Source organism: Janthinobacterium sp. CG3 (assembly GCF_000344615.1).
Taxonomy (GTDB): domain Bacteria; phylum Pseudomonadota; class Gammaproteobacteria; order Burkholderiales; family Burkholderiaceae_D; genus Janthinobacterium.
In genome coordinates this window covers 5,179,711-5,195,655 of the sequence record NZ_KB467824.1, presented here as the reverse complement: position 1 = coordinate 5,195,655, position 15,945 = coordinate 5,179,711, and the positions used below count along the sequence as shown (strand labels likewise).

At 62.5% G+C, this 15,945-nt stretch carries 12 protein-coding genes; all 12 read left to right on the top strand.

Annotated elements, in window-relative coordinates; genetic code table 11:
- Positions 1-393: 393 nt before the first annotated feature.
- The 12 genes from JANGC3_RS0123105 to coaBC all read left to right on the top strand — a co-directional run bounded on the left by JANGC3_RS0123105 (position 394) and on the right by coaBC (position 15,919).
- Complete coding sequence (locus JANGC3_RS0123105) at positions 394-2,316, top strand: PrkA family serine protein kinase (RefSeq protein WP_017878858.1); 1,923 nt, start codon at positions 394-396, stop codon at positions 2,314-2,316.
- A gap of 91 nt (positions 2,317-2,407) precedes the next feature.
- Positions 2,408-3,676: a YeaH/YhbH family protein gene (locus JANGC3_RS0123100; RefSeq protein WP_026133392.1), complete on the top strand. Its 1,269-nt coding sequence runs from the start codon at positions 2,408-2,410 to the stop codon at positions 3,674-3,676.
- A complete protein-coding gene (locus tag JANGC3_RS0123095) occupies positions 3,676-5,214 on the top strand; it encodes a SpoVR family protein (RefSeq protein ID WP_017878856.1) in 1,539 nt (512 codons plus the stop codon). Before JANGC3_RS0123100 ends, JANGC3_RS0123095 begins: the two co-directional genes overlap by 1 nt.
- 774 nt (positions 5,215-5,988) lie before the next feature.
- A complete protein-coding gene (locus tag JANGC3_RS29915; RefSeq protein WP_035788961.1) occupies positions 5,989-6,648 on the top strand; it encodes an energy transducer TonB in 660 nt (219 codons plus the stop codon).
- A gap of 85 nt (positions 6,649-6,733) precedes the next feature.
- A complete protein-coding gene (locus JANGC3_RS0123085) occupies positions 6,734-7,636 on the top strand; it encodes a MotA/TolQ/ExbB proton channel family protein (protein WP_081611955.1) in 903 nt (300 codons plus the stop codon).
- 5 nt (positions 7,637-7,641) lie between these two features.
- Positions 7,642-8,070, top strand: coding sequence for an ExbD/TolR family protein (locus JANGC3_RS0123080; protein WP_026133389.1), 429 nt, complete (start codon positions 7,642-7,644; stop codon positions 8,068-8,070).
- A gap of 102 nt (positions 8,071-8,172) precedes the next feature.
- Positions 8,173-8,604 (top strand): ExbD/TolR family protein, encoded by a 432-nt coding sequence (locus tag JANGC3_RS0123075; RefSeq protein WP_026133388.1) that lies wholly within the window; start codon positions 8,173-8,175, stop codon positions 8,602-8,604.
- Between the two features lie 80 nt (positions 8,605-8,684).
- Positions 8,685-9,908 (top strand): tetratricopeptide repeat protein, encoded by a 1,224-nt coding sequence (locus JANGC3_RS0123070; RefSeq protein WP_157406841.1) that lies wholly within the window; start codon positions 8,685-8,687, stop codon positions 9,906-9,908.
- 221 nt (positions 9,909-10,129) lie between these two features.
- On the top strand, positions 10,130-11,101 hold the full coding sequence (locus JANGC3_RS0123065) for a bifunctional riboflavin kinase/FAD synthetase (RefSeq protein ID WP_017878850.1): 972 nt from the start codon (positions 10,130-10,132) through the stop codon (positions 11,099-11,101).
- 105 nt (positions 11,102-11,206) lie between these two features.
- Entirely contained in the window at positions 11,207-14,113 is a 2,907-nt protein-coding gene (gene ileS / locus JANGC3_RS0123060) for an isoleucine--tRNA ligase (RefSeq protein WP_017878849.1), read from the top strand.
- A 66-nt stretch (positions 14,114-14,179) separates the two neighbouring features.
- Complete coding sequence (gene lspA, locus JANGC3_RS0123055) at positions 14,180-14,683, top strand: signal peptidase II (RefSeq protein ID WP_017878848.1); 504 nt, start codon at positions 14,180-14,182, stop codon at positions 14,681-14,683.
- A gap of 15 nt (positions 14,684-14,698) precedes the next feature.
- Positions 14,699-15,919, top strand: coding sequence for a bifunctional phosphopantothenoylcysteine decarboxylase/phosphopantothenate--cysteine ligase CoaBC (gene coaBC / locus JANGC3_RS0123050; protein ID WP_017878847.1), 1,221 nt, complete (start codon positions 14,699-14,701; stop codon positions 15,917-15,919).
- Positions 15,920-15,945: the final 26 nt, after the last annotated feature.

Sequence of the window (15,945 nt, the reverse complement as noted above, 5' to 3'; positions counted from 1 at the left end):
CTTGGGAAATGTCGTTTTATGGCGAATAAAATGGCAGAAAATCCACTCGAATTGCGCCAAATTTTTTAAATTTCCCCAATGAAATCAACAATTTACGAAGGGGTATTAAGGATATTACGACATATCTTTTGACTTCCTGAACTAATAGAGCAATAATAAATTTCATAAGCGTAAGTTGCGTTATAAAGACATACAACAGGCCAGCCAGCGGTTCCAGCACGCGGCACCGTCATCAGCATTTCGGGTCCGGGCAAGCCGGACTTGGCACAGGCCGCCGGCGCACCATTACAACAGGGAATACGCGAACTTTTTTACCGATAAAAGGCCAGGCAGGGAGCGAGGCGCCCACTGCCGATAACAGTGACTAGCAGGTTTACATCAAAGGACATTCAAATGACCATTTTTGACAACTACGCAGCACGCTACGAGCGGACCCGGGAAGAGGAAATGTCTCTGACCGACTATCTGGCTCTGTGCAAAAAGGACAGGCTCACCTACGCCAGCGCGCCCGAGCGCATGCTCGCCGCGATCGGCGAACCGAGCCTGGTCGACACCCGCAACGACACCCGCCTGTCGCGCATTTTCGCCAACAAGATCATCAAGATCTATCCGGCCTTCCGCGAGTTCTACGGCACCGAGGAGGTCATCGAACAGGTGGTGTCCTACTTCCGCCACGCCGCCCAGGGCCTGGAGGAGCGCAAGCAGATCCTGTATCTGCTCGGTCCCGTCGGCGGCGGCAAATCGTCGATCGCCGAAAAGCTCAAGTCGCTGATGGAGCACGTGCCCTTCTACTGCCTGAAGGGTTCGCCGGTGAACGAATCGCCGCTGGGCCTGTTCAACGAGGAGGAGGACGGCGTCATCATGGAGGAGGACTACGGCATCCCGCGCCGTTACCTGCGCAACATCCCGTCGCCGTGGGCGGTCAAGCGCCTGCACGAGTTCAACGGCGACATCAACCAGTTCCGCGTCGTCAAGCGCTACCCTTCCGTGCTCAAGCAAATCGCCATCTCGAAAACCGAGCCGGGCGACGAAAACAACCAGGACATCTCCTCGCTGGTGGGCAAGGTCGACATCCGCAAGCTGGAAGACTACGCCCAGGATGACCCGGACGCCTACAGCTATTCCGGCGGCCTGTGCCTGGCCAACCAGGGCTTGATGGAATTCGTCGAGATGTTCAAGGCGCCGATCAAGGTGCTGCATCCGCTGCTGACGGCCACCCAGGAGGGCAATTACAAGGGTACCGAGGGCTTCGGCGCGATCCCCTTCGACGGCATCATCCTGGCCCACTCGAACGAGTCGGAGTGGAAGACCTTCAAGAACAACCGCAACAACGAGGCTTTCCTCGACCGTATCTATATCGTCAAGGTGCCGTACTGCCTGCGCGTCAGCGACGAGATCAAGATCTACGACAAGCTGGTGGCCAACTCCTCGCTGCTGAAGGCCCCTTGCGCCCCCGGCACCTTGAAGATGATGGCGCAGTTCGCGATCCTGTCGCGCCTGAAGGACCCGGAAAATTCCAGCATCTTCAGCAAGATGCTGGTCTACGACGGCGAAAACCTGAAGGACACCGATCCGAAGGCCAAGTCGATGCACGAGTACGTCGACTACGCCGGCGTCGACGAGGGCATGAACGGGCTGTCGACGCGCTTCGCCTTCAAGATCCTGTCGAAGGTGTTCAACTTCGACACCACCGAGGTGGCGGCCAATCCGGTGCATCTGCTGTACGTGCTGGAGCAGCAGGTCGAGCGCGAGCAGTTCCCGCCCGAAACCGAGCAGCGCTACTTCTCCTACATCAAGGAGCACCTGGCGCAGCGCTACGTCGAGTTCATCGGCAAGGAGATCCAGACCGCCTACCTGGAGAGCTATTCCGAGTACGGCCAGAACATCTTCGACCGCTACGTCACCTTCGCCGACTTCTGGATCCAGGACCAGGAATACCGCGACCCGGACACCGGCGAGAGTTTCGACCGCGAATCGCTGAACAACGAACTGGAGAAAATCGAGAAACCGGCCGGTATTTCCAATCCGAAGGACTTCCGCAACGAGATCGTCAACTTCGGTCTGCGCGCGCGGGCGCACAACGGCGGCAAGAACCCGGCCTGGACCAGCTACGAGAAATTCCGCACCGTGATCGAGAAAAAGATGTTCTCGAACACCGAGGAATTGTTGCCGGTGATTTCCTTCAACGCCAAGGCCAGCGCCGACGACGCCAACAAGCACGCCGACTTCGTCGCCCGCATGGTCGAAAAAGGCTACACCGCCAAGCAGGTGCGGCTGTTGTGCGAATGGTATTTGCGCGTGAGGAAGTCTTCTTAAGCCGGCAGTGGGATAACCCGGTGACGGCGGGCGCGCCAGCGCCCGCCGCCACCGGACCGACCGCCGCACCAATCGCTGCAGGAGGCATGTTTTGACTTACCTCATTGATCGTCGTTTGCAAAGCAAGAACAAGTCCGCGGTCAACCGCGAGCGTTTCTTGCGTCGTTACAAGAGTCAAATCAAGGATGCGGTGGGGCGCGCCATCAAGGGCCGTTCGATCACCGACATTGAAAACGGCGAGAAGGTCTCGATCCCCGTCAAGGACGTCGGCGAGCCCTCGTTCGGCCACGCCCACGGCGGCGTGTGGGAAACCATCAATCCCGGCAACAAGGAATACCAGAAGGGCGACCAGGTCGCCCGGCCCAAGGGCGGCGCCGGCGCCGGCCGCGGCAAGGCCGGCAATAGCGACCAGCTGACCGAGGACGACTTCATCTTCGAGCTGTCGCGCGAAGAGTTCATGAACTACTTCTTCGAGGACCTGGAACTGCCGCACATGGTCAAGACCCAGTTGACCGCGACCACCGAGTTCAAGAACCAGCGCGCCGGCTACAATATGTCGGGCACGCCGTCCAACATCCACGTGCTGCGCTCGCTGCGCGGGGCGCTCGGGCGGCGCATCGCCGTCGGCGGCAGCTCGCGCAAACGGGTCATCGAGGCCGAGCGCGAACTGGCCGAGATCGTGCTGCTGGGCGCCCCCGACGACGACGAGCGCGTGCTCGAGCTGCGCCGCCTGATCCACCACCTGCACACGCGCCTGCTGGCGATCCCCTTCATCGACCCGTTCGACCTGCGCTACAGCAACCGCATCAAGGTGCCCAAGCCGATGACGCAGGCGGTGATGTTTTGCATCATGGACGTCTCCGGTTCGATGGACGAAAGCCGCAAGGACACCGCCAAGCGCTTCTTCATCCTGCTCTACCTGTTCCTCAAGCGCGCCTACGACAAGATCGAGGTGGTGTTCATCCGCCACCACACGGCGGCGGCCGAGGTCGACGAGAACGAATTCTTCAACTCGCGCGAGTCGGGCGGCACCGTGGTCTCGTCGGCGCTGCACCTGCTCAACGGCATCCTCGAGGAACGCTACGGCGTCGGCCAGTGGAACAGCTACGTGGCGCAGGCCTCGGACGGCGACAACTGGGACAACGACTCGGTGCTGTGCCGCCAGTTGTTGATCAACACCATCCTGCCGAAGGTGCAGTACTACACCTACGTCGAGATCACCGACGGCCCGCAGCAAAACCTGTGGGAGCAATACACCCAGGTGCACGACCACCACCCGCACTTCGCCATGCAGAAAATCGTCACGCCGGCCGACATCTATCCGGTGTTCCGCGAACTGTTCAAGAAGCAGGTCAAATAATGAACATGATGACAAAGAAACCGCCGCACCCGCGCGCCCTGCCCGAGCAGTCCGAATGGACCTTCGAGCTGATCGAGCAGGCGCACGAGGAAATCCGCCGCGTCGCCGCCGGTTTCGGCCTCGACACCTATCCGAACCAGCTGGAAATCATCACCGCCGAGCAGATGATGGACGCCTACACCTCGGTCGGCATGCCGGTCTCGTACAACCACTGGTCGTTCGGCAAGCACTTCCTGTCGACCGAAAAAAGCTACAAGCGCGGCCAAATGGGCCTGGCCTACGAGATCGTCATCAACTCCAACCCCTGCATCGCCTACCTGATGGAGGAAAACAGCCTGACCATGCAGGCGCTGGTGATCGCCCACGCGGCCTACGGCCACAACTCCTTCTTCAAGGGCAATTACCTGTTCCGCACCTGGACCGACGCCGAGGCGATCATCGACTACATGGTCTTCGCCAAGAACTACATCAGCGAATGCGAACAGCGCCACGGCGTCGACGCCGTCGAAACCCTGCTCGACTCCTGCCACGCGATCCAGAACTACGGCGTCGACCGCTACAAGCGCCCGGCCAAGCTATCGATGGCCCAGGAAAACGCCAAGCAAAAGGAGCGCGAGGCCTACGTGCAGTCGCAAATCAACGAACTGTGGCGCACCGTGCCGCGGCGCGACGAGGAGGAGGTCAGCAAGGCGGCGCCGCGCTTCCCCCCCGAGCCCGAGGAAAACCTGCTGTACTTCATCGAAAAGTACGCGCCGCTGCTGGAGCCGTGGCAGCGCGAGATGGTGCGCATCGTGCGCAAGATTTCGCAATATTTCTACCCGCAGCGCCAGACCCAGGTGATGAATGAGGGCTGGGCCACGTTTTGGCACTACACCATCCTCAACAAGTTGTACGACGAGGGCGTGGTGCGCGACGGCTTCATGATGGAGTTCCTCAAGAGCCACACCAACGTGGTCTACCAGCCGCCCGTCACCAGCCCCTACTACAGCGGCATCAACCCGTACGCGCTGGGTTTCGCGATGATGACGGACATCCGCCGCATCTGCGAACACCCGACCGACGAGGACCGCGTGTGGTTCCCCGACATCGCCGGCAGCGACTGGCAAAAGACGCTCGACTTCGCCATGCGCAACTTCAAGGACGAGAGCTTCATCGCCCAGTACCTGTCGCCCAAGCTGATCCGCGAGTTCCACTTCTTCGCCGTGCTCGACGACGACAAGAACGAGAAGCTGGCGATTTCGGCGATCCACGACGAGGCCGGCTACCGCTACGTGCGCCAACAGCTGGCCGAGCAGTACAACCTGGGCAACCGCGAGCCGAACATCCAGGTCTGGTCGGTCAACACCCGCGACGACCGCGCGCTGACGCTGCGCCACACGCAGTTCCAGCGCCGGCCGCTGAGCCAGCAGGCCGAGGAGGTGCTCAAGCACGTGGCGCGGTTGTGGGGCTTCGATGTCCACCTCGACACCGTCGACCCGAACGGCAACGTCCTCAGCACCATCGATTGCAAGCGCGAAAAGCGCGCCCGCAACGCCTAGCCCCGCCCCCGCATAGATAAACGCTATATCTATATATATGCGGGCCGGCAACGCCGCCAATCAAACCGCGGCGCGGAGCCGGGGCCGGACCCCCGCGGTCCGGCCCCGGTTTTACGCCTCTGGTTTGCCGGTTTCGCCACCGCCCCCCCTGCCGAACGCCGCCGCCGGTTTGACATTACGCAAACAAACCGACGATTCCCCTGCGCCCTTTGCCCCGCCAAGGCGCCAACGGCGCCCGCGCCGCGCGCCGAGCGGCAGCCACGCCCGCCCCCGTTTATACAGTGGGCGACGCGGTCCGCCGTCCTTTTCGGCCGCGACACCACCCCCGCGCACGCTCATCCGTGCAAATTAAGCATTATTTTTGTCATACGAGTATAGTCAAGCACAGTAGCAAACTGTATCAATTCGACCGCAAAAGTTAATGAAATGCAATAAATGCCACAGAATTTGACGGCCATCCGGCCACTTATCGGCAAATTAAATTCTGCTATTTGAAGGCATGGAAGAACTTACTGGCTTTAGCACCAAAGTGGTACCAATTTGTTGTCAATTGATCTATTTATTTCCACCAGAAAGCCTTGTCAAAGCAGCGCCAAAACACGGCCGGAAGCCCTGAAACCATGCGAAATTTAACCGGTTTTAGACGTTAAAATTCTATGTAAAATAAAGTATTCGTATGTATAATTCGCCGACGTCCCGCATGGCGACAGCAGCATTTTGGCGTCATTTAGGGGTTCAGTTGCAACAAAAGAGTTGGTATTGGAGAAAGCAGGCATGAATTTTTCGAACGAGAAGAGTACCGGGAAAAACTTTACAGGAATCACTGTAGTTATCCTGCTGCATGCCCTGGTCGCCTACGGGATCGTAACCGGCTTGGGTAAGCGTATGGTCGCAAAAATGACTGACGCTGTGGAGACCACAATTATCGAGGAAGTCAAACCGCCTCCGCCGAAAGACCTTCCACCGCCACCGCCACCGCCGGAAATGAAAGCGCCCCCGCCGCCATTCATTCCGCCAGTCGAAGTGAACGTACAGCAACCACCGCCGCAACAGAACGTGATCGCCGTCACCTCCACGGCCAAGCCAGCTACCACCGAGCTGGCCCGTCCCGCGCCACCCGCGGCGCCGGCAGCCCCCCCGGGCCCGGCCAAAGGGGTGACCGTTGCAGCCGTCGCCGACATGAATACCTGCGCCAAGCCAGAGTATCCAAAGTCGTCGGCCCGCAACGAAGAGACCGGCACCGTGACGTTGTCGTTCTTAATTGGAGTCGATGGACGCGTTGCAGATTCCAAGATTGCAAAGTCGAGCGGTTTCCGCGATTTGGATAAAGCCGCCGTGAATGCGATCGGCAAATGCAAATTCAAGCCGGGCATGGTCGACGGCAAGCCAGAACAAGCCTGGATGCAAATGCAATACGTTTGGAACCTGGAATAAACCCGGGATAGCGGTATAGTCCCACACTGAGATTTCGTTGCCATTACGTTCAGCGATCTGATTATTTTAAATTTTTGGAGGAAGCATGTTTAAGAATACCCGTCTGTCCGCTTTTTTTGCCGCGGTTCTGCTGTCCGTGAGCGCCGCCATGGTCGCCGCACCAGCCTTCGCCGACGCGCCAGCATCGGCAGCCGCCTCGGCTCCAGCAGCGGCGCCGGTTGACGCCGCGGCGGCAGCGCCCGCGCCGGCCGCGGTAGAAGGTGCAAAAGCGCCGGCGACCGAAGAAGTGCACAACCCGTTCGGTCCTGAAGCGGTATGGAACGAAGGCGGTTTCGTGCCACGCGCCACCCTGATCCTGTTGTCGCTGATGTCGATCGGTAGCTGGTACATCATCGTCACCAAGCTGATCGACCAAATGAAAATTTTCAAACAATCGAAAGAGACCTCGGCCAAGTTCTGGAAAGCGCCGTCGATCGCCGCCGGTTCGGCCATGCTGAAAGAAGGCAGCCCGTTCCGCTTCATCGCCGAAACCGGCACCAAGGCAACGGCCCACCATGACGGCGCCCTGCTGGAACAAATCGACCTGTCGACCTGGGTGACGATGTCGATCCAGCGCGCCGTCGAAAAAGTCCAGTCGCGTTTGCAAGACGGCCTGTCGTTCCTGGCTACCGTTGGTTCGACCGCACCGTTCATCGGTCTGTTCGGTACCGTTTGGGGTATCTACGGCGCGCTGACCAACATCGGTATGACCGGTAACGCGTCGATCGACAAGGTCGCCGGCCCGGTCGGCGAAGCGCTGATCATGACCGCCTTCGGCCTGTTCGTCGCCGTTCCTGCCGTTCTGGGTTACAACTGGTTGGTTCGCCGCAACAAATCGGCCATGGAAGACGTGCGCTCGTTCAGCGCCGACGTCCACTCGGTACTGATCTCCGGCGCCATGTCGACCAGCGAAGCTGGCCGCGCTGCCGGCGCTAAAAAGATTGGATAAGAATCATGTCGATGTCAGTCGGCTCCGATAGCGGAGAAGAAGACCAAGTCATGTCCGAAATCAACACGACGCCGCTCGTCGACATCATGTTGGTTTTGCTGATCATTTTCTTGATTACGAGCCCCGTTGTGCTCAAGCTGCAGAAGATCACGCTGCCGCCGGAAATCAACCAGGCGTTGAAACCAAAACCCACCAACATCAACATCGTCGTCAACAAGGATGGTGAGATTTACTACAACCAGACGAAAATGCGGGATACGAATGCCCTGTTCGACATGTTGAAGGTTGAGTCGGTGAAGTCGCCGCAGCCGGAAGTGCACGTTCGTGGCGACCAGGACACGCGCTACGAGTTCATCGGCAAGGTTATCTTCACTACTCAGCGGGCTGGAATCCAAAAGGTCGGCTTCATTACCGAGCCGCCTGACAAGGCCTAACAGCGACAGCGGCCCCCGGCGCGTCTTGCCGGGGGCCCTGCCCAGCCTTGGGGCTGGCAATACGGGCCCCACAGCCAGTTGGACTTCTTAAAAGGAAACACCATGAGTATGAATGTCGGTTCGGGCAGCAGCAGCAACGCTGATCCGGAACCAATGATGGAAATGAACATGACGCCCCTCATCGACGTGATGCTGGTGTTGATTATCATGTTGATCATCACGATTCCTAAGCAAAACCACTCGGTGAACTTGAACATGCCGGTCGGCACCCCGCCGCCACCGACCAAGGAACCCGTGGTCGTGACGATCGACGTCGACTTCGACGGCACCATCCTGTGGGACAACCAGGTGATCCCCGATCGCCCGTCGCTGGAAGCAAAGCTGAACAGCGTGGCCGCGCAAGCGGACCAGCCGGAAGTGCATCTGCGTCCGAACAAACTGGTGTCGTACAAGGTCGTGGCCGGCGTGATGGCGTCCGCGCAGCGTCTGGGCGTGACCAAAATCGGTCTGGTCGGCAACGAACAGTTCCAATAAGCGTTCTGTCAGGATCTCTTATTTATTTACACGACACGGCAGGGTAACCCTGCCGTGTCGCATTCCACGAAAGAATTCCAATGTCCAAGTTTCGTCTCGCTCATCTCGGCCTGGTAATGGCCGCCATTGGTTTCACCGCAGCCACGCCTATGCTGGGCCTGGGCCCGGTCGCCTTCGCCGCCGACACGGTGCGCGCGGAAGTGGGCAAACCGCTGCAGGAAGCGCAACGACTGGTATCGTCGGGCAAGAACAAGGAAGCGCTCGCGAAACTGCGCGAAGCCGATAACGTCGGCGGCAAGACCGCCTTCGAGACTTACCAGATCGAGCGCGTGCGCGCCTCGGCCGCCGCCGCCTCGGGCGACAACGACGCCGCCATCAAGGCCTTTGAATTCGTCATCAACTCCGGCCGCCTGTCCGCCGCCGAAGCGCCCAAGTTCACCCAAGGCCTGGCCGGCATGTACTACCGCGCCAAGGACTGGCCGAAAGCCATCACCTGGATCAACCGTTCGCTGAAGGACGGCGAGAACGCGCAAATGCGCGAACTGCTGATCCAGACCTACTACGTCAGCGGCAACTACGCGGCCGCGGCCAAGGAATTGCAAGGCAGCGGACGCGGCGCCTCCGAAGGCCAGTTGCAAATGCTCGCCAACATCCAGCTCAAGCAGGGCGACAAGGCCGGCTACGTCAGCACGCTGGAAAAACTCGCCGGCGGCTATCCGAAGACCAGCTACTGGGCCGACCTGCTGAACCGCGTGACCGGCAAACCGGGCTTCTCCGAGCGCCTGTCGCTGGACGTGTGGCGCCTGAAACTGGTCAACGGCCTGCTCGGCAAGCCGGGTGAGTACATGGAAATGTCGCAACTGGCGCTGCAGGCGGGCAATCCGGCCGAGGCGCTGAAGATCGTCGACCTGGGCTACAAAAAGGCCGTGCTGGGCACCGGCGCCGACGCCCCGCGCCACCAGCGCCTGAAAGACCTGGCCGTCAAAACGCTGGCCGACAACGCCAAGAACGCCGCCGCCGCGGAAGCCGAACTGCTCAAGAACAAGGACGCCGACGGCCTGGCCTCCCTGGGCTTTGCGCAAGTCAGCAACGGCGAGGCCGACAAGGGTTTGGCACTGATGAACCAGGCGCTCAAAATGGGCGGCCTGAAGCACGCCGACGAAGTCAAGCTGCACCTGGGCATCGCCTATTTGAACGCCGGCAAGAAATCCAACGCGCTGTCGACGTTTAAAACCGTGCAGGGCAGCGACGGCGCCGCCGACCTGGCGCGCTACTGGGTGCTGAACACCAACCACCCGATGTAAAAGCCAACCGGGGACAGACCACGTTTTTCGAGAAACTTTCTCGGAAATCGTGGTCTGTCCCCGGTTTAAAACGCCGCCCGCGTCCCCGCCGGCGGCGTTTTTTATCGTTTTGCCAGGCCGAATCGGGCGGCAAAAGCCGTTGCTGGTGTGAATCGCGCCAACTGTCCGTATAATCCTTCATTTGATCCACCATTTACCGATAGTATTTCACCAAGATTCCTATGAAGGTATTCCGCGGACTTCCCAACGCGCAGGCGCGAGCGCCCTGCGCACTGACGATCGGCAACTTTGACGGCGTCCACGTCGGCCACCAGGCTTTGCTGGCGCGCGTGCGCACGGCCGCCGACAGCCTGGGCCTGGAGGCGGCAGTGATGACGTTCGAGCCGCACCCGCGCGAGTTCTTCGCCGAGCGCGCCGGCGACCTGTCGAAGGCGCCGCCGCGCATCGCCAACCTGCGCGACAAGATGCAGTCCTTGTCCGACGCCGGCGCCGACCGCGTCATCGTCGAGCATTTCAGCGCCCACTTCTCGGCGCTGACGCCGCAGGAGTTCACCGAAAAGGTGCTGGTCGACGGCTTGCACGTGAAATGGCTGATGGTCGGCGACGACTTCTGCTACGGCGCCCGGCGCGCCGGCAACGTCGCCATGCTGCACGAGGCCGGCCGCCACTACGGCTTCCACGTCGAAACGCTGCCGACGGTGATGAACAACAGCCAGCGCATCTCCTCGTCGGCGGTGCGCGCCGCGCTGGCGGCGGGCGACTTCGTCCACGCCGAGCAGTTGCTGGGGCATCCGTACGCCATGTCCGGCCATGTGATCCACGGCCAGAAGCTCGGCCGCACGCTCGGCTTCCCAACGCTGAACCTGCGCGTGGCGCACCGCCCGGCGCTGGCCGGCATCTTCATCGTCCAGGTGCACGGCCTGGCCGCGCAGCCGCTGCCGGCCGTCGCCAGCCTGGGCGTGCGCCCGACCGTCGACGACGGCGGCCGGGTGCTGCTGGAGGTGCACCTGTTCGACTTCGCCCAGTCCTGCTACGGCAAGCTGGTGCGGGTGGAATTCCTGGAAAAGCTGCGCGACGAGGAGAAATACGTCGACCTGCCGACCCTGACCGACGCCATCACGCGCGACGCCGACGCCGCCCGCGCCTATTTCGCGCGCCGCGGCGGCGCCATCACCGCGACCGACCGAATTTGACGCTCACTCGTTCGCGCGGAGCCGCGCCACCGTCCAGCACCGCGCATCGACGCCGCGCATTGACATTGATACACCGACACACCGATATTCATCTGAAGAAAAAATATGTCCGATAACAGCACCCCCGTCACGCCGAAACAGCAAAAATCCAAGAAGCCCGAAAGCAAGTACCCGGTCAACATGACCGAAACGCCGTTCCCGATGCGCGGCGACATGGCCAAGCGCGAGCCGCAATGGGTCCAGCAATGGCAGGACAAGAAAATCTACCAGCGCATCCGCAAGGCCGCCGCCGGCCGCCCCAAATTCATCCTGCACGACGGCCCGCCGTACGCCAACGGCGACATCCACATCGGCCACGCGGTCAACAAGATCCTCAAGGACATGGTGGTCAAGGCCCGCACCATGGCCGGCTTCGACGCGCCCTACGTGCCGGGCTGGGACTGCCACGGCATGCCGATCGAGATCCAGATCGAAAAACTGCACGGCAAGAACCTGCCGACCGCCGACGTGCTGACCAAGGCGCGCGCCTACGCCACCGAGCAGGTGGCGCGCCAGAAGGCCGGCTTCATCCGCCTGGGCGTGCTGGGCGAGTGGGACAACCCCTACCTGACCATGGCGCACGGCAACGAAGCCGACGAGCTGCGCGCCCTCGGCAAGCTGCTGGAAAAAGGCTATGTCTACCGCGGCCTGAAGCCGGTCAACTGGTGCTTCGACTGCGCCTCGGCGCTGGCCGAGGCCGAAGTCGAATACCAGGACAAGCGCGACCCGGCCATCGACGTCGGCTTCTCCTTCGCCGAACCGGCCAAGCTGGCGGCCGCCTTCGGCCTGGCCGCGCTGCCGGCCGACAAGGGCTTTATCGTCATCTGGACCACCACGCCGTGGACCATCCCGTCGAACCAGGCGCTCAACGTCAACGCCGACGTCACCTACGCGCTGGTACAAACCAGCCGCGACGGCCAGCCGCTGATGCTGATCCTGGCCGCCGACCTGGTCGAGTCCTGCCTGGCGCGCTACAAGCTCGAAGGCGCCGTCGTCGCCACCTGCCCGGGCGCGGCGCTCGAGGGCCTGCGCTTCCAGCACCCGCTGGCCGCGCGCGACGCCTTCTACCAGCGCATGTCGCCGGTCTACCTGGCCGACTACGTCACCACCGACAGCGGCACCGGCGTGGTCCACTCGGCGCCCGCCTACGGCCAGGAAGACTTTGTGTCCTGCAAAAACCACGGCATGAAGGACGACGAGATCCTGACCCCGGTCATGGCCGACGGCAAATTCGCCTCGACCTTGCCGCTGTTCGGCGGCATGACCATCTGGGAGGCGTCGAAGCCGATTTGCGCCGCGCTGACCGACGCCGGCGCGCTGTTCGAGGTGAAGATGTTCGACCACAGCTATATGCACTGCTGGCGCCATAAGACCCCGATCATCTACCGCGCCACCTCGCAGTGGTTCGCCGGCATGGACGTGACGCCGAAGGACGGCGGCCCGTCCCTGCGCGAGAGCGCGCTGGCCGGCATCGCCGCCACCAAGTTCTTCCCGGACTGGGGCCAGGCGCGCCTGCACGGCATGATCGTCAACCGGCCCGACTGGACCCTGTCGCGCCAGCGCCAATGGGGCGTGCCGATGGCCTTCTTCGTCCACAAGGAAACCGGCGCGCTGCACCCGCGCACGCCGGAACTGCTGGAGCAGGTCGCCAAGCTGATCGAAAAAGACGGCATCGACGCCTGGCTGCCGCTGGAGCCGAAGGACCTGCTGGGCGACGACGCCGACATGTACATCAAGAACAAGGACACGCTCGACGTCTGGTTCGACTCCGGCTGCACCCACGAGACCGTGCTGGGCGGCCCGGACGGCAAGGGTTCGCACGCGGCCCAGTCGCAGTTTCCGGCCGACCTGTACCTGGAAGGCTCCGACCAGCACCGCGGCTGGTTCCACTCCTCGCTGCTGACCTCGTCGATGCTGAACGGCCGCCCGCCGTACAAGGCGCTGCTGACGCACGGCTTCGCCGTCGACGGCGACGGCAAGAAGATGTCGAAGTCGCTCGGCAACGTGATGGCGCCGCAGAAAATCTCCGACACCCTCGGCGCCGACATCCTGCGCCTGTGGGTCGCCTCGACCGACTACACCGGCGAGCTGTCGATCTCCGACGAGATCCTCAAGCGCGTCACCGAATCGTACCGGCGCATCCGCAACACGCTGCGCTTCCTGCTGGCCAACACCTCGGACTTCGACCCGGCGCTGCACGCGGTGCCGGTCGCCGAGCTGCTGGAAATCGACCGCTACGCGCTGGCCAACATGGCCGCGCTGCAGCGCGAGATCGTCCAGCATTTCGAGGACTATGAATTCCACCCGGTGATCTCGAAGCTGCAAACCTACTGCTCGGAAGACCTGGGCGGCTTCTACCTCGACATCCTGAAGGACCGCCTGTACACCACCGCGCTGGCGTCGCCGGCGCGGCGCTCGGCCCAGACCGCGCTGTGGCACATCACCCAAAGCCTGCTGCGCGTGATGGCGCCGGCGCTGTCGTTCACCGCCGAGGAAGCCTGGGCCGTGTTCGCCAGCGCCGAGGCCTACGGCGCCAGCGACGAGACCATCTTCACGCAGACCTACTGGGAACTGCCGGCGGTGGCCGACGGCGCCGCCCTGCTGGAGAAATACGCGGCCCTGCGCGCGGTGCGCGCCGACGTCACCAAGCAGCTCGAAGACGTGCGCACCTCCGGCGCCATCGGCTCCTCGCTGCAGGCCGAGCTGACCATCAAGGCCGGCGCCGCCAAGTACGCGCTGCTGGCCAGCCTGGGCGAGGACTTGAAGTTCGTCTTCATCACCTCGCAGGCGAGCGTCGTTGAAGTGGCCGACGCGGCCGACGAGGGCGTCGCCGTGAGCGCCTCGACGGCGCCCAAGTGCGAGCGCTGCTGGCACTACCGGGCCGACGTCGGCGGCCACGCCGAGCACCCGACCCTGTGCGGGCGCTGCCACAGCAATCTGTTCGGTGCGGGCGAAAAACGCCGTTTCGCGTAAACTGCGATGCGCCACCCCGCCATCGCCGAGCCGCGCGATGGCGGCCACGAACCCGAATAGAAAACTATGGCCACTAAAAAAACCTTCTCGTCCAAAACGCAATCGTCGCTGCTGCCCTGGCTGGGCATCGCCGCCATCGTGATCCTGCTCGACCAGGTCTCGAAGATCACCGTCGCGCGCCTGTTCGCCTACGCCGAAGAGCGCGTCGTCACCTCGTTTTTCAACCTGACCCTGGTCTACAACCCGGGCGCCGCCTTCAGCTTCCTGAAGAACGCCGGCGGCTGGCAGCGCTATTTCTTCACCGCCATCGCCATCGGCGCGGTGCTGTTCATCCTCTACCTGCTCAAAAAGCACGCCGGCCAGCGCCTGTTCTGCTGGGCGCTGGCGCTGATCATGGGCGGCGCCATCGGCAACGTGATCGACCGCATCGCCTACGGCCACGTCATCGACTTCCTCGATTTCCACCTCAAGGGCTGGGGACACTTCCCGGCCTTCAACCTCGCCGACTCGGCCATTTTCCTCGGCGCCGCGCTGTTCATCCTCGACGAACTGCGGCGCGTGAACAAGTAATCCCGGAGAAGCATGATGGAACTGTCTGGTAAAAAAATCGTCCTGGGCCTGTCCGGCGGCGTCGCCTGCTACAAAGCGGCGGAACTGTGCCGCGCCATGACCAGGGCCGGCGCCGAGGTGCGCGTCGTCATGACCGACGCCGCCACCCACTTCATCACCGCGGTGACGATGCAGGCGCTGTCGGGCCACCCGGTCCACAGCAGCCAGTGGGACGCCCGCGTCGACAACAACATGGCGCACATCGACCTGAGCCGCGGCGCCGACGCGATCCTGGTGGCGCCCTGCTCGGCCGACTTCATGTCCAAGCTGGCGCACGGCGTCTGCGACGACCTGCTGTCGACGCTGTGCCTGGCGCGCCCGGCCGCGCTGCCGCTGCTGCTGGCGCCGGCGATGAACGTTGAAATGTGGCGGAACCCGGCCACCCAGCGCAACGCCCAGCAACTGCGCGACGACGGCATCGCCCTGTTCGGCCCCGGCGCCGGCGAGCAAGCCTGCGGCGAGGTCGGCCTGGGCCGCATGCTCGAAGCGCAGCAATTGCTGGAGGAATTGATCGCCGCCTTCCAGCCGAAGGCGCTGGCCGGCAAGCGCGTGCTGATCACCGCCGGCCCGACCTTCGAGGCGATCGACCCGGTGCGCGGCATCACCAACCTGTCGTCGGGCAAGATGGGTTACGCCGTGGCGCGCGCCGCCCGCGAAGCCGGCGCCGAGGTCACGCTGGTCTCCGGCCCGACCGCGCTGGAGGCGCCGTTCGGCGTGCGCCGCGTCAACGTGCAAAGCGCGCAGCAGATGCACGACGCCGTCATGGGCCAGCTCGACGGCCAGCACGTCTTCATCGCGGTCGCCGCGGTGGCCGACTGGCGCGTGCTCAACGCCAGCGAACAGAAAATGAAGAAGCAGGCCGACGGCTCCGTGCCGGAGCTGAAGTTCGAGCAAAACCCCGACATCCTGGCGGCGGTTGCGGCGCGCACCAACCTGTCCGGCTATCCGTATTGCGTCGGCTTCGCCGCCGAATCGGAAAACCTGGTCGCCTTCGGCGCCAGCAAGCGCGAAAAAAAGGGCATCCCCCTGCTGGTCGGCAACATCGGCCACCACACCTTCGGCCAGGACGACAACACCATCATCCTGTTCGACGAACACGGCCACACGGTCTTGCCGCGCGCCGGCAAGCTGGAACTGGCGCGCCAGCTGATCTGCGAAATCTCCAAGCGGCTGGCCCACAATTCGCTGTTCCAGTGACCCCGGCGGCCAACGCCGCCACACCG

Excerpts from the sequence above, each read along its gene's own strand:
- JANGC3_RS0123065 (WP_017878850.1), top strand. The coding sequence starts at position 10,130 with ATGAAGGTATTCCGCGGACTTCCCAACGCGCAGGCGCGAGCGCCCTGC.
- JANGC3_RS0123085 (WP_081611955.1), top strand. The coding sequence starts at position 6,734 with ATGTTTAAGAATACCCGTCTGTCCGCTTTTTTTGCCGCGGTTCTGCTG.
- coaBC (WP_017878847.1), top strand. The coding sequence starts at position 14,699 with ATGGAACTGTCTGGTAAAAAAATCGTCCTGGGCCTGTCCGGCGGCGTC.
- JANGC3_RS0123105 (WP_017878858.1), top strand. The coding sequence starts at position 394 with ATGACCATTTTTGACAACTACGCAGCACGCTACGAGCGGACCCGGGAA.
- JANGC3_RS0123070 (WP_157406841.1), top strand. The coding sequence starts at position 8,685 with ATGTCCAAGTTTCGTCTCGCTCATCTCGGCCTGGTAATGGCCGCCATT.
- JANGC3_RS0123095 (WP_017878856.1), top strand. The coding sequence starts at position 3,676 with ATGAACATGATGACAAAGAAACCGCCGCACCCGCGCGCCCTGCCCGAG.
- lspA (WP_017878848.1), top strand. The coding sequence starts at position 14,180 with ATGGCCACTAAAAAAACCTTCTCGTCCAAAACGCAATCGTCGCTGCTG.
- JANGC3_RS29915 (WP_035788961.1), top strand. The coding sequence starts at position 5,989 with ATGAATTTTTCGAACGAGAAGAGTACCGGGAAAAACTTTACAGGAATC.
- JANGC3_RS0123075 (WP_026133388.1), top strand. The coding sequence starts at position 8,173 with ATGAGTATGAATGTCGGTTCGGGCAGCAGCAGCAACGCTGATCCGGAA.
- ileS (WP_017878849.1), top strand. The coding sequence starts at position 11,207 with ATGTCCGATAACAGCACCCCCGTCACGCCGAAACAGCAAAAATCCAAG.
- JANGC3_RS0123080 (WP_026133389.1), top strand. The coding sequence starts at position 7,642 with ATGTCGATGTCAGTCGGCTCCGATAGCGGAGAAGAAGACCAAGTCATG.